The 13,246-nt window shown below is 65.1% G+C and carries 10 protein-coding genes; 5 read left to right on the forward strand and 5 right to left on the reverse strand.

The features are described 5' to 3' along the window. Positions 1–10: 10 nt before the first annotated feature. Positions 11–1,552 (reverse strand): ABC transporter ATP-binding protein, encoded by a 1,542-nt coding sequence (locus HU719_RS07185; protein ID WP_186537277.1) that lies wholly within the window; start codon positions 1,550–1,552, stop codon positions 11–13. A 241-nt stretch (positions 1,553–1,793) separates the two neighbouring features. Between HU719_RS07185 and HU719_RS07190 the strand changes: the two genes are divergently transcribed. Further along, on the forward strand, positions 1,794–2,066 hold the full coding sequence (locus tag HU719_RS07190) for a PepSY domain-containing protein (RefSeq protein ID WP_186537278.1): 273 nt from the start codon (positions 1,794–1,796) through the stop codon (positions 2,064–2,066). A 144-nt stretch (positions 2,067–2,210) separates the two neighbouring features. On the opposite strand, the gene HU719_RS07195 is transcribed toward HU719_RS07190, so the two are convergent. After that, on the reverse strand, positions 2,211–3,437 hold the full coding sequence (locus HU719_RS07195) for a M20/M25/M40 family metallo-hydrolase (protein WP_186537279.1): 1,227 nt from the start codon (positions 3,435–3,437) through the stop codon (positions 2,211–2,213). 115 nt (positions 3,438–3,552) lie between these two features. On the opposite strand from HU719_RS07195, the gene HU719_RS07200 reads away from it, so the two are divergent. Continuing rightward, a complete protein-coding gene (locus tag HU719_RS07200; protein ID WP_186537280.1) occupies positions 3,553–4,476 on the forward strand; it encodes a LysR family transcriptional regulator in 924 nt (307 codons plus the stop codon). Positions 4,477–4,483: 7 nt separating this feature from the next. On the opposite strand, the gene HU719_RS07205 is transcribed toward HU719_RS07200, so the two are convergent. The 3 genes from HU719_RS07205 to xthA all read right to left on the reverse strand — a co-directional run bounded on the left by HU719_RS07205 (position 4,484) and on the right by xthA (position 6,917). Continuing rightward, a complete protein-coding gene (locus HU719_RS07205) occupies positions 4,484–5,494 on the reverse strand; it encodes a zinc-binding alcohol dehydrogenase family protein (RefSeq protein ID WP_186522191.1) in 1,011 nt (336 codons plus the stop codon). 145 nt (positions 5,495–5,639) lie between these two features. Beyond that, entirely contained in the window at positions 5,640–5,957 is a 318-nt protein-coding gene (locus HU719_RS07210; protein ID WP_186537281.1) for a DUF2388 domain-containing protein, read from the reverse strand. A 147-nt stretch (positions 5,958–6,104) separates the two neighbouring features. After that, the gene (xthA, locus tag HU719_RS07215) at positions 6,105–6,917 is read right to left on the reverse strand and encodes an exodeoxyribonuclease III (RefSeq protein ID WP_186537282.1); all 813 of its coding nucleotides are present in this window, start codon (positions 6,915–6,917) and stop codon (positions 6,105–6,107) included. Between the two features lie 161 nt (positions 6,918–7,078). On the opposite strand from xthA, the gene HU719_RS07220 reads away from it, so the two are divergent. Genes HU719_RS07220 through HU719_RS07230 form a run of 3 tightly spaced genes read left to right on the forward strand, consistent with a single transcriptional unit; the run spans position 7,079 to position 13,186 of the window. Further along, a complete protein-coding gene (locus HU719_RS07220) occupies positions 7,079–7,720 on the forward strand; it encodes a GNAT family N-acetyltransferase (protein ID WP_186537283.1) in 642 nt (213 codons plus the stop codon). Positions 7,721–7,772: 52 nt separating this feature from the next. Then, positions 7,773–9,515, forward strand: a complete 1,743-nt coding sequence (locus HU719_RS07225) for an autotransporter assembly complex protein TamA (RefSeq protein ID WP_186537284.1) — start codon at positions 7,773–7,775, stop codon at positions 9,513–9,515. Beyond that, positions 9,515–13,186, forward strand: a complete 3,672-nt coding sequence (locus tag HU719_RS07230; RefSeq protein ID WP_186537285.1) for a translocation/assembly module TamB domain-containing protein — start codon at positions 9,515–9,517, stop codon at positions 13,184–13,186. The genes HU719_RS07225 and HU719_RS07230 overlap by 1 nt, the downstream gene beginning before the upstream one ends. The last annotated feature ends 60 nt before the right edge of the window (positions 13,187–13,246 follow it).

Raw genomic sequence — 13,246 nt, forward strand, 5'->3', positions numbered from 1 at the left:
CAGGGTCTCGTCAGGCAGCGTGATGCGCGGTATCGAATTGGCCGGCCATCCAGCCGCCGACCTCTACGGTGTGGGTCTGGGCGGTGGCCTTGAGCGGCGACAGGCGCCCGCTGCACAGCGCGCCGATGCGGTCGCTGATCTGCAGCAGTTCGTCGAGGTCCTCGGAGACCACCAGAATGGCTGCGCCGGCATCGCGCAGGGCGATCAGTGCCCGGTGGATCGCCGCTGCCGCGCCTACGTCCACGCCCCAGGTCGGGTGCGCCGCCACCAGCAGTTTTGGCTGTTGCAGGATTTCGCGGCCAAGGATGAATTTCTGCAGGTTGCCCCCCGACAGGCTGCGGGCGCGGGCCTGGGTGTCCGGGGTCTTGACGGCGAAGCGCTGGATGATCTGCTCGGCCAGCGCCTGTACCTTACTGGCGCGGATCAAGCCACGTCTGACCAAGCCCTGCTCAAAGGCGGTGAGCAAGGCGTTGTCGGCAAGCGTCATGTCTGGCACCGCGCCATGGCCCAGGCGTTCGGCCGGAACAAAGGCAAGGCCCAGGGCGCGGCGCGCGTCGGGGTAAAGATGAGCCATCGGCTGGTTGTCCAGGGTAATGCGCTCGCGCTCGCCTGCCGGCAGCCGGGTTTCCCCGCTGAGCAGCGCCAGCAGCTCATCCTGGCCGTTGCCGGCCACTCCGGCGATACCGACGATTTCGCCGCTGCGCACTTCCAGGCGCAGATGCTCGAAGGAGGTACCGAACGGGTCCTTGCTACGCCAGGTCAGGTCGTCGACCCGCAGCCGGGGCAGCCCGCCGGCCCGTTTCGGGTAGCTGGCCTCAAGCCCCTCGGCATCGCCGACCATCAGCCGCGCCAGTTCCAGGTCGCTGCACTGGGCCGGCACGCAGGCGCCGGACACGCGCCCGCTGCGCAGCACCGTGGCGCTGTGGCACAGGGCGCGCACCTCACCGAGCTTGTGGCTGATGAACAAGATGCTGCAGCCCTCGGCGGCCAGTGCCCGCAAGGTGACGAACAGCTCATCGACTTCAGGCGGGGTGAGCACCGAGGTGGGCTCATCGAGAATCAGCAGTTTGATGTCCTGCATCAGGCAGCGCACGATCTCGACCCGCTGGCGCTCGCCAATCGACAGGCTGTGCACCAGGCGCTGCGGCTCAAGGCCCATGCCGTAGCGCTGCGACACCTCGGCGATGCGCGGTGCCAGTTGCTGCGGGCTGCCGGCAGCTCGGCCTAGCGCCAGGGCGATGTTTTCGGCAACGGTGAGGGTTTCGAACAACGAAAAGTGCTGGAACACCATGCCGATACCGAGCTGGCGCGCCTGCGCCGGGTCGCGTATCTGCACCGGTTGGCCTTGCCAGAGCACCTGGCCGCTGTCTTGGGCGGTGACGCCATAAATGATTTTCATCAGCGTGCTTTTGCCGGCGCCGTTCTCACCGAGCAGGGCGTGAATTTCACCGGTGCCGATGCGCAAGTCGAGACGGTCGTTGGCCAGCGTGCCTGGATAGCGCTTGGTGATAGCGCGAAGCTCCAGACGCAGCGGCGAGGGGGATTCGGACATGGGCTGCTCGGGTGTGGGTGATGAGCAGGTTACAAAGCAAAAACATGGCCAAGTGGTCAGATAATTGCGCAGGGCCCGTGCTTGAAGGGCTGGGGCTGTTCAAGGTTGGGCCGCCGCGCGGTGCGATGGTGGTTCATGGGGCAGTGTCGGCGCCAAAGTGGGGCGCCTGTGCATCTGGAATGAACTGCGGCGCGGCTGGTTGAGTCGCATCCTTGAACCCTTCACTAAAAGGAAGTTGGCAATGAAAGCGATGACTCGTTTGTTCACAGGCCTTGCGCTGGCCGGTGCCTTGGGTGCTTCAGCGGCGTGGGCTGACCAGCCCGGTGCGGACTGGAAGGTCAACAAGGACCAGGCAGAAGCTGCGCTCAAGGGCGCGGGCTACACGCAGATCACCAAGATTGAGGCCGATGATGGCCATTGGGAAGGCGAAGGCCTCAAGGCCGATGGCAAGCAGTATGAATTCCAGGTAGATCCGCAGACCGGCAAGATCATCAAGGATCAGCTGGATAATTGATCTTCAAACGCGCTGTAGGAGCGGCCTTGTGTCGCGAAGGGCTGCGCAGCAGCCCCTAGATATCCGCCTTATGCAAGATCGCCGGGGCTGCTGCGCAGCCCCTCGCGACACAAGGCCGCTCCTACAGCGGCGCTGCACACGCGCTTACTGCGCAAGCTCCCTGATCATCGCCACGCTCAGGTACAGCCGCGGGGCGACGCTTTTTATTTCCATGTATTCGTCATCGCCATGCAGCCCCGCACCGACCACCCCCAGGGTTTCCAGCACCGCAGGCTTGGCGCTGCCCGGCACATAGGCGTAGCCGGCATCGGTGCCAAAGCGCATGGCAATCGGCTCCAGGCGCTGGTCGATCTTGCCGTAGAGCTGCTGCGCGGTCTTGGCCAACTGCGCCGACCCTTCATTTTTAGCCAGCGGTGGCCGGCCCTTTTCCAGCGTGACGGTGGCTTGCGTATCGGGCACCAGGCCCTTCTTGATGATGCGCTGGGCATCGGCCTCGACCCGCGCGCTTTCGCTAAGGTCGCTGTAGCGCATGTCGGCCTCGGCGCTGGCCAGGGCAGGGATGATATTGGCTTTTTCCCCCGCCTTGGCCAGGGTCCAGTTGACCGTGGTACCTTTGCTCTTGTCACCCAGCGCGTTCAGTTGCAGCAACTGGTGCGAAAGCTCGACCAGCGCATTGCGGCCTTCGTCGGGGGCGGAGCCTGCGTGGGATGCGCGGCCTTTAACCTCGAGTTTCAGCCGGTTGATGCCGTTGGTGGCGACAGTCACGGCGTCTTTGTCAGGCGGCTCGTAGGAGAAAACGTAATCATGCTTGCGGGCCAGCTCGGCGATGATCTGCCGGGAGCCTGCCGAGCCCATTTCTTCATCTGGGTTGAACAGCACGGTCAAGGTCCGGTAACCCTTGAACTGCTGGTCCTGGAGCAGCTTCACCGCGTGCAGGATCATCGCCACACCGCCCTTGGCATCAGCCACACCTGGGCCGTAGGCGCGGTCGCCGTCAATACGGAACGGCCGCTTGGCGGCAGTGCCAGGCCCGAACACCGTGTCGTAGTGCACCATCAGCAGGAAATCCTTGCTGCCGGTACCTTTGAACGTGCCGACGATGTTGTCGCCCACCGACGGCTTGGCCGGGTGGGTCTGCACCTGGGCGCCTAGCGCCTTGAGGCGCTTGACCAGTTCGGCGCTGACCTGGCTGATGCCGGCTTCGGTGCCGGTGCCGGTATCCACCGAAACCAGGGCTTTGAGGGTGTCGAGGTAGTGCTGCTGTTCAGCCTGGGCCTGCTTGAGCAGCTCTTGTGGCGAGGGCTCGGCGGCCTGGGTGCTGGCGCAGGCCAGGGTCAGGGCAATGGCAAGGGAAGGGCGGAGCAAATGCATGGGCAGGGCCTCGTTCCATGATGAATTTCAAAGTCATGAACACTCAAGCGTAGACCTTGTGCGGCATATCCCTCAGCATCGCTGCCATGAATATCAACGGGTTGTGAGCCCCTTCATGAAAAAACTCGTGCGTATGGACGATTTGCAGGTGTTCGTCTGCACCGTCGACAGCGGCAGTTTCTCCGCCGCTGCACGTCAGCTGGATATCTCCCCGGCCCTTGCCAGCGCCGCTGTGCAGCGCCTTGAGCGCAGCCTCGGGATCCGCCTGCTGGTGCGTTCCACCCGGCGCCTGCGCCTGTCCGATGAAGGCCTGCGCTACCTGCCCCATGCGCGCCAGGTGCTGGCGGCGCTGGTGGACGGCGAGGTAGCGCTGGAGCAGGGCCGTGGCGAAATCACCGGCCCCTTGCGCCTGTCGACCTCATCGGACCTTGGGCGCAACACCTTGCTGCCGTGGCTTGACCAGTTCCAGGCCGAGCACCCCGGCATCACGCTGGAACTGCGCCTGAGTGACCAGGTGGCCGACCTGTTCGGGGACCGCCTCGATGCCAGCATCCGCTATGGCCAGATGGCCGATTCAAGCCTGGTGGCACTGCCGCTGGCACCGGACAACCGTCGCACGCTGTGCGCAGCGCCTGCCTATATCGCCCGGCACGGCGCCCCGCGCACGCCGCAGGAACTGGCCGGGCACAACTGCCTGCGCTATGTGATGGGCGAGCAGACTTACGAGCGTTGGGGGTTCATTACCCCGCAGGGGCTACAGACCGTGGCGGTGACCGGCGACCGGGTCAGTGACGATGCCGATGTGGTGCGACGCTGGGCCGTGGCTGGGCTGGGGGTTGTCTACAAGTCGCGGTTGGATGTGTATGAAGACCTGCGCACCGGGCGCCTGGTGGAACTGTTCCCGCAAGGCTACGGGCTGCCAGCGCCGTTGCACCTGGTGTGCGTGCATCGCCAGGCGTTGACCCCGGCGTTGCAGGCGTTGCGGGCGTTTCTGCAAGCCCGGTTCGCCCAGCTTCAACCACTGCCGGGCGCCCCGTAGCCGCCGTTTAGAACCCTTCGAGGACGATTTTGCCGCGAGCCTTGCCGCTTTCGATCAAGGCATGGGCGCGGCGCAGATTGGCGGCGTTGATTTCGCCAAAGTGCTCACCCAAGGTGGTTCGCAGCACGCCACCCTCGATAAGCCCGGCAACCCGCTCCAGCAATTGGTGCTGCTTGATCATGTCGTCGGTCTGGTACAGCGAGCGGGTGAACATCAACTCCCAGTGCAGCGACAGCGATTTGCGCTTGAGCGGCACCACATCGAGGCTGGCGGGGTCGTCGATCAGCGCCAGCCGGCCTTGGGGGCGCAGTGCGTCGATCAACTGGGCAAAATGCCGGTCGGTGTGGGTCAGGCTGATCACCAGGTCCACCTCGCCGACACCCGCAGCCTGCAACTGCTCGCCCAGGGGTTGGCTATGGTCGATGACATGATGGGCGCCAAGCTCGCGCACCCAGCTTTGGGTTTCTGGGCGCGACGCGGTGCCGATGACGGTGAGGCGGGTCAGTTTGCGCGCCAGTTGCACAAGCATCGAGCCCACACCCCCTGCGGCGCCGACGATCAGCAGGCTTTGCCCCTCGCCACCCCCTTCGGCAACGCCCAGGCGGTCGAACAGCAGCTCCCAGGCGGTGATGGAGGTCAGCGGCAGCGCAGCGGCGCTGGCGTCGTCGAGGCTGCGTGGTTTGTGCCCGACAATGCGTTCATCCACCAGGTGCAGCTCGCTGTAGCTGCCTGGGCGGTCGATGGCGCCGGCGTAGAACACCTCATCGCCTGGCTGGAACAGGCTGACCTGGTCGCCAACTGCGCGCACCACGCCCACGGCGTCCCAACCCAGCACTTTCGGCGCTGCTGTGCTGCCGCTGCCGGCCCGGACCTTGGTGTCGACTGGGTTGACTGCAATGGCGCGCACTTGCACCAGCAAATCCCGCGGCCCTGGGGTTGGGTCGGGCAAGTCGGTTTGGTAGAGGGCGGCAGGGTCGTCGATGGGCAGGCCGTGCTCGGTGAAGACAATCGCTTTCATGGTGAAGGTTCCTCGGTAGGGATGGAGAAACCTTAGCCGTGTGGGGGCACGGGTAAAACAGGGTAATCAGCGCAAGAGTTTCGCCGATTCATTGAAAATGCCGACCAACCCCATCGCCGCTCAGCCGGCGATGGGGTGGTGGGTTTCACTGGGGTGCCAGCGGGTCGTCCTGCGACAGCAGTGCCCGGGCCAGTTCTTCGTCGCTGACTTGCATGCCAGGGTTGTCCTGGCGGGCCTGTTGCAGCGCGGACTCCAGATAGACACCACGGATGGCACCGCCACTGGCGACAAAGGCGCTGAGCTCGTCACGGGCAGGGATGACCCGTTTGTCGTCCTTGAAGGTCGAATACAGCGAAGCGGAAACCCCGGCCGACGTGGCGACATCACCAGCATCGACGCGGGCGAGGGCGGCGCCGGCAGGGAGCAGGAGCAGCAACGAGGGGACGAGCAGTAAGTGGCGCATGGGTAAACCTCCGGTTGGGTGAAGCCAGGGGAACTACTGCACGAGATTTGAGCAGTGCGCGCGGGGCGGAGTTCCATCGCTGTGCCGGGTGGCGGCAGACCGCGCTGGCAGCGCAACCGGGCTGCAGGGTGCAGCCCGGCCCGAGGTTCAGTCTAGCTGCAGCCAGATCGGCGCGTGGTCCGATGGCTTTTCCATGCCGCGCAGTTCGTAGTCGATGCCTGCTGCGCGCACCCGTGGCAGCAGCCCTTGCGAGGCCATGATCAGGTCGATGCGCAGGCCGCGCTTGGGCTCATCCTCGAAGCCACGGCTGCGGTAGTCGAACCAGCTGAAGCGGTCGGCGACCTCCGGGTGCAAGTGGCGGAAGCTGTCCACCAGGCCCCAGGCTTTCAGGCGCTCCATCCATTCGCGCTCTTCAGGCAAGAAGCTGCATTTGCCAGTCTTCAGCCAGCGCTTGGCGTTATCGGCGCCAATGCCGATGTCGCAGTCTTGCGGCGAGATGTTCACATCGCCCATCACCAGCAGTGGCTGGTCGTTGCTGAAGCGGGTTTCAAGCAGGGTTTGCAGATCGCTGTAGAAACGCTGCTTGGCCGGGAACTTGGTGGGGTGGTCGCGGCTTTCGCCCTGCGGGAAGTAGCCGTTCATCACGGTGATCGGGGTGCCGTTGGCATCGGCGAAGGTGCCCCAGATGAACCGCCGCTGGGCGTGTTCTTCATCGCTGGCGAAGCCTTTGTGCAGCTCCAGCGGGGCGTTGCGCGACAGCAGTGCGACGCCGTAATGGCCCTTCTGGCCGTGGTAGTGTACGTGATAGCCGAGCGCCTCGACGTCTGCCAGCGGGAACTGCTCGTCGCTGACCTTGGTTTCCTGCAGGCCAATCACGTCTGGCTGATGCTTTTCGATCAGTGCCGCCAGCTGGTGCGGGCGGGCGCGCAGGCCGTTGATGTTGAACGAGACGACTTTCATGGAAAGGCAATCCTGGTAAAAGCCGCCGATGCTAGCCGACATCGGCGCCTGCGGCCAGCGTGGCGGGCGCAGGCGGGCGCTGCTAACGTGCTCAAAGAGGTGAACCAAGCAGGGTCTTGCACCTCCAAGGGACACACGCCATTCCAGGAGGATAGCCCGCAATGCCCCAAGCCCCTGCCCGTATCTGCATGCTCGACGAGGGCTACGCCCGCGAAGCGCGCTCGTTGCTGTACCACGCTTACCGGCATGAGCCCACTTATGCCTGGCTGTTCGAGGGCCAGCGCCCCGGGTTCGAACGGCGCTTGCGGGTGGTCATCCGCGAATGGCTGCGCCAGCATTTCTATTTGCAGTTGCCGGCCATCGGCCTGCTGGTCGACGACCGCCTGGTGGGCGTCGCGCTGATCGTGCCGCCGCAGCGCAGGCTGGGTGTTGCCGACAGCTGGGCCTGGCGCCTGCGCATGATGCTGGGCACCGGCCTGCGCTGCACGCGGCGCTATCTGGATTACCAGGCGGCACTGGCCAGTTGCCTGCCGGCTGAGCAGGTGCACATGCTGCCGCTGCTGGGTGTGCACCCGCAGTTTCAGGGCCAGCATTACGGTGAGCAACTGTTGCAGGCCGTTCACAACTGGTGCGCCGAAGACCCCGGCACCCAAGGGGTGGTGCTGGATACCGGCAATGCCCATTACCTGGGCTTCTACGAGCGCCAGGGCTATGAAGAGATCGGCGAAATTGCTGTGGGGCCTATTCGCGAGCGGGTGTTTTTTCACCCCAACCCGGCCTATGCCGCGGCGACGATAGTGTGACTGAAATCTCCGGCGGCGCCTTTGCCCGCCTCGCTCTGGTAGCATGCGCCGCATGACGTATTCAGGAAGACTTGGCTGGGGCCTGTTGTTACTGGCCGCCAGCTCCATGGCATGGGCCCAGAGCGAATTGCTGGTGCGGGTAAAACCGGCCAACAAGGCGCTCAAAGGCAATATCGAAAACTACATCGGCAGCTTGGGCGAGCGCGACGAAGACGCGTTGCTGCGCTTCAGCCGTGGTGCCGAAGAGCAGGCGCGCAAGGCTGCCCAGGCGCTGGGGTATTACCAGGCGCAGATCGAGACCGCAGTGCATCCCCCGGCCGAGGCCGGCAAAGGCCCGCAGTTGGTGATCCGGGTGCAGGCGGGCGAGCCTGTGCGCCTGCGCAATGTCATCGTGCGCATCGAGGGGCCGGCAAGCGAGCTCAAGGCGTTTCGCATTCCTGACAGCAAGGCGCTGCGCCCCGGAACGCCGCTTAACCATGGGCGCTACGAAGATGCCAAGCGGTTGATCCAGAACCAGGCCTCGCGCTACGGGTTCTTCAGTGGCCGCTTCGAACGTCAGCGTCTGGCGGTAGACCCCAAGGCGGGCGTTGCCGATATCGAACTGGTCTACCAGAGCGGCCCGCGCTACCGGCTGGGCGCGGTCACCTTTGGTGGCGATACGCCACTCGATGATGACCTGCTGCAGCGCATGGTGCCATTCAAGCCGGGCACCCCGTATGACTCCGAGCTGATCGCCGAGCTTAACAACGACCTGCAATCGAGCGGCTATTTCGAAGGCGTGCGGGTGGATGCGGCCCCCACCGCGGCGGTGGGCGAGCAGATCCCGGTAGAGGTCCGGCTGGATACCCGCAAACCGCGCACCATGGGCCTGGGCCTGGGGTTTTCGACCGACGTCGGACCGCGCGCCAAGGCCAACTGGACGCGCCACTGGGTCAACGCCCAAGGCCACAGCTATGGCTGGGAAACCGAGCTGTCGGCGCCCCGGCAGAACCTCGGGCTGTGGTACGACATTCCCCTGGACCCACCGCTCACCGACAAGCTGCGCTTCGCCGGCGGCTACCAGAACGAAGAAATCTCCGGCACCGACACCTTGAGCAAACTGCTGACCGTCGGCCCGGAATGGCACAGCAAGCTGCCCAGCGGCTGGCAGCGCGTGGTGTCGCTGAAGTTCCAGCGCGAGGAATATCGGCTGGGCGACGACTCGGGGCTGAGTACCTTGTTGATGCCTGGGGTGAGTTATTCCTACCTGCGCAGCGACAACCGCATCGACCCGCACAATGGCTACCGGCTGCAATTCGACATGCAGGTGGCCAAGGAAGGCCTGGCCTCCGACACCAACCTGGTGCACGGCAATGTGCTGCTCAAGGGCCTGACCACCCTGGGCCAGCGCCATCGCTTTCTGGGCCGCGTGCAGTTCGGCGGCAGCGCCACCAACGGCTACCAGCAGAATATCCCGCCGTCGCTGCGCTTCTTTGCCGGTGGTGACCAGAGCGTGCGCGGCTACGACTATCAATCGCTGTCGCCGGAAAACAACAAAGGCGACCGCATTGGCGGGCGCTACATGGTAGCTGGCAGCGCCGAGTATCAGTACTCGGTTGCAGAGAAGTGGCGTGTAGCCACCTTTATCGACGAGGGCAACTCGTTCAATTCGCTGGAGCTGCCCAGCCTCAAGACCGGCGTCGGTATCGGCGTGCGCTGGGTGTCGCCGGTCGGGCCGTTACGCCTGGACCTGGCCCGGGCACTGGATGGCGACGGTGGTTTTCGTTTGCACTTCTCCATGGGGCCCGAGCTGTGATGCGCGTGTTCAGATACACCCTGTTCGGCCTTGGCGCACTGGTGCTGCTGGTGGTTGTGGCGCTGGCTGCGGTATTGGGCACACAGGCCGGCAGCCGCTGGGCGCTGGGCCTGGTGCCCGGGCTTGAGGTCAGCGAATTTTCCGGGCGCCTGGGCGGCACTTGGCAGGCCAGCGCGTTGCGCTGGCGCAGTGGCGAAGACCAGATCGAACTGCTGCAGCCTTCGCTGAGCTGGTCTGCGGCCTGCTTGCTGCGTGGTGCGCTGTGCATCGACGCATTGCAGGCCACCCGCATCGACATGGCTTTTGCGCCAAGTGAAGAACCGGCGGATGACACCCCGTTCAGCCTGCCGCAACTGAACCTGCCGCTGTCTATTGAAGTCAGCGAGGTGAAAGTCGGCCAGTTGCGCCTGGATGGCAGCGACCTGCTGGGCGACCTGCAACTGGCGGCGCACTGGACCACGGCCGGCCTGCGCATCGACAGCCTGCAACTGCGCCGCGACGACTTGCTATTGAACCTTGAAGGCGACCTGCAGCCACAGGGCGACTGGCCGCTGCAACTGCAAGGCTCGCTGCAGTTGCCCCCGGTGGATGGCCAGCCCTGGCAACTGGCGCTTGGCCTGAAGGGCGAGCTGCAGAAAACCCTGGAACTGGATGCAACCAGCAGTGGCTACCTCAATGCCCGGCTCACCGGCCAATTGCAGGCCCTGGCCAAGCACCTGCCAGCTCAGCTCAATATTCGCGCCGATGCCTTCAAGCCGGCAGCAAGCCTGCCCGACACCTTGGCGTTGAACCACATAAACCTGGATGCCAAAGGCGATCTGCAACAAGGCTATAAATTGTCTGGCGCCGCGGCGCTGCCGGCCGAGCAAGGCGCGATCGCCTTGCTGTTGGCCGGCAAGGTCGACGCCAAAGGCGCGCAACTCGACGCCCTTGACCTTACCGCCAGCGAGTCCCAGCACCTTAAGCTGCAAGCCAGCGTTGACTGGCAGCAAGGGCTTAGCGCTGAGGCGACTGCCGACTGGCTGGACTTCCCCTGGCTGCGGCTGTACCCGCTGCAAACCCCGCCACAGGTCACCCTCAAGCGCTTCAGCGCCCAGGTGAAATACCGCGACGGCAACTACAACGGCACCTTCGATGGCGACCTCGACGGCCCTGCTGGCGCGTTCAAGCTGGTCAGCCCGTTCGAAGGCGATCTGGCCCAGGTGCGCCTGCCGCAACTGGCCCTGACCGCAGGGCAGGGCAAGGCGGCGGGCAGCGTTGCGCTGCGCTTTGCCGATACCTTGGCGTGGGATGTCGACATGCAGCTGTCGGCGCTGGACCCTTCGTACTGGCTGGCCGAGTTGCCGGGCACACTGGCAGGCCCGCTGCGCAGCCAAGGTGAGTTCAAGGCCGAGCGCTTGCAGCTCAAGGCCCAGCTCGACCTCAAAGGCCGCCTGCGCGGTCAGCCTGCGCTACTCAAGGTGGATGCCGATGGGGCAGGCGAAAACTGGACGCTCGGCAGCCTGGCTGTGCAACTGGGCGACAACCGCATCAACGGCAGCGCCAGCTTGCAGCAACGCCTGGCCGGTCGCGTCGACCTCGACCTGCCGCGCCTCGGCCAGCTGTGGCCGCAACTGCAAGGCCAGCTCAAGGGCCGCCTGGACCTGGCCGGCACCCTGGCAGCACCGCAGGGCAGCCTTACCGTGCAAGGCCAGCAGTTGGCGCAGGCCGATAACCGCGTGCAGCAACTGAACCTGGATGCGCGGCTGGACAGCGCCCAGCGCGGTCAACTGGCCCTCAAGGCCGGCGCCATCCGTTTGGGCGAAACCGCCTTGGGCACGCTCAATGTGCAAGGCAAGGGCGATATCCGCCAGCAAGCTGCAACCCTTGCGCTGGACGGCCCGAAGCTCAAGCTGGACCTGGCACTGGATGGCACCCTGGCCAAGGGCGATTGGCGCGGCCGCCTGGCCAGTGGCCGTATCCAGGCTGGCGGCCAGGACTGGCAATTGCAGGCGCCGGCCAAGCTGCAGCGCCTGGCCAGCGGCCAGCTGGACTTTGGCGCGCACTGCTGGCGCTCGGGGCAGGCCAGCCTGTGTGGCGAAGACCAGCGCCTGGCGCCGGAACCTCGCCTGCGCTATCACCTCAAGCAGTTCCCGCTGGACAGCCTGGCGCAATGGTTCCCCAAAGACTTTGCCTGGGAAGGGCTGCTTAATGCCGACGTCAACCTGGACATCCCCGCCAGCGGCCCCAAAGGCAGCGTGCGCATCGATGCCGGTGGCGGCACGCTGCGCATCCGCGACAACGGTCGCTGGGTCGACCTGCCGTACCAAGTGTTGCGCCTGGACAGCACCCTGGCCCCGCGCCGGGTCGATACCCGCCTGGACTTCCGTGGCGAGCGCCTGGGTGAGCTGGCGCTGAACACGCGGCTGGACCCGCTTGGGCGCAACAAGCCGTTGTCGGGTGACTTCCGCCTGGCCGGGCTCGACCTGTCGATTGCGCGGCCGTTCCTGCCGATGGTCGAGCGCCTGGCCGGGCAACTCAATGGTAGCGGCCAACTGTCGGGCAGCCTGATGGCCCCGCAGGTCACCGGCAACCTGGCACTCACCGGGGGTGAAGTCAGTGGCGCTGAGCTGCCGGTCAGCCTTGAAGGGCTTGCAGTGCAGGCGCAGATCGCCGGCGAGCGCGTACAACTCAACGGCGACTGGCGCAGCGGCAGCGCCGGGCGTGGCCAGCTGTCAGGGTATTTGACCTGGGGCCAGGCGCTGGGCATGGACCTGCGCCTTCAGGGCCAACAGTTGCCGGTCAGCGTCGAGCCGTACGCCACCCTTGAAGTGGCCCCGGACCTTGCCATCCGCCTGGTCAACGACCGCCTGGCAATCACCGGCAAAGTGCTGGTGCCCAAAGGCAAGATCGTGGTCCGCGAGCTGCCGCCTTCAACGGTCAAGGTCTCGGATGACACGGTTATCGTCGGCCAGCAGACCGAAGAGGGCAAAGCGCCCATGGCGATGGCCATGGACATTGACGTCGAGGTGGGGCGCGACAAGTTGTCGTTCAGTGGCTTCGGCTTGACCGCCAACCTGCTCGGCCATGTGCACATCGGTGACAACCTCGATACCCGTGGCGAGCTGAGCCTGGCCGACGGCCGCTACCGCGCCTACGGCCAGCGCCTGACCATCCGCCGCGCCCGGCTGCTGTTCGCCGGCCCCATCGACCAGCCGTATCTGGATATCGAAGCCATTCGCCAGGTCGATGATGTGATTGCCGGTATTCGCCTGACCGGTAGCGCCGAGCAACCGACCACGCAAGTGTTCTCGGAGCCTGCCATGAGCCAGGAGCAGGCCTTGTCGTACCTGGTGATGGGGCGCCCGCTGGGGGCATCGGGGGAAGACAGCAACATGCTTGCGGAGGCTGCGTTGGGCCTGGGGTTGGCGGGCAGTGCCGGGCTTACGGGCAGCTTGGCATCAAACCTGGGTATCGATGATTTCCAACTGGATACCGAAGGTTCGGGCACCAGCACCAGCGTGGTCGCCAGCGGTAACCTTACCGAGCGCCTGAGCCTGCGTTATGGGGTAGGGGTGTTCGAGCCGGCCAACACCATTGCCTTGCGCTACAAGCTTAGCCGCAAGGTGTACCTGGAAGCAGCAAGCGGGTTGGCCAGCTCGCTGGATATCTTCTACAAGCGCGATTTCTGATCGTACTTTCGGTTCGCGCCGGCCATTGCTGGCCGGCTGCGAATCTTCTTTGCCAGCGTG

Source organism: Pseudomonas farsensis (assembly GCF_014268805.2).
Classification (GTDB): Bacteria; Pseudomonadota; Gammaproteobacteria; order Pseudomonadales; family Pseudomonadaceae; genus Aquipseudomonas; species Aquipseudomonas farsensis.

Bases quoted from the DNA above. Each gene is read 5' to 3' on its own strand.
- HU719_RS07195 (WP_186537279.1), bottom strand. From the start codon at position 3,437: ATGCATTTGCTCCGCCCTTCCCTTGCCATTGCCCTGACCCTGGCCTGC.
- HU719_RS07210 (WP_186537281.1), bottom strand. From the start codon at position 5,957: ATGCGCCACTTACTGCTCGTCCCCTCGTTGCTGCTCCTGCTCCCTGCC.
- HU719_RS07185 (WP_186537277.1), bottom strand. From the start codon at position 1,552: ATGTCCGAATCCCCCTCGCCGCTGCGTCTGGAGCTTCGCGCTATCACC.
- HU719_RS07205 (WP_186522191.1), bottom strand. From the start codon at position 5,494: ATGAAAGCGATTGTCTTCACCGAGCACGGCCTGCCCATCGACGACCCT.
- xthA (WP_186537282.1), bottom strand. From the start codon at position 6,917: ATGAAAGTCGTCTCGTTCAACATCAACGGCCTGCGCGCCCGCCCGCAC.
- HU719_RS07230 (WP_186537285.1), top strand. From the start codon at position 9,515: ATGCGCGTGTTCAGATACACCCTGTTCGGCCTTGGCGCACTGGTGCTG.
- HU719_RS07200 (WP_186537280.1), top strand. From the start codon at position 3,553: ATGAAAAAACTCGTGCGTATGGACGATTTGCAGGTGTTCGTCTGCACC.
- HU719_RS07190 (WP_186537278.1), top strand. From the start codon at position 1,794: ATGAAAGCGATGACTCGTTTGTTCACAGGCCTTGCGCTGGCCGGTGCC.
- HU719_RS07225 (WP_186537284.1), top strand. From the start codon at position 7,773: ATGACGTATTCAGGAAGACTTGGCTGGGGCCTGTTGTTACTGGCCGCC.
- HU719_RS07220 (WP_186537283.1), top strand. From the start codon at position 7,079: ATGCCCCAAGCCCCTGCCCGTATCTGCATGCTCGACGAGGGCTACGCC.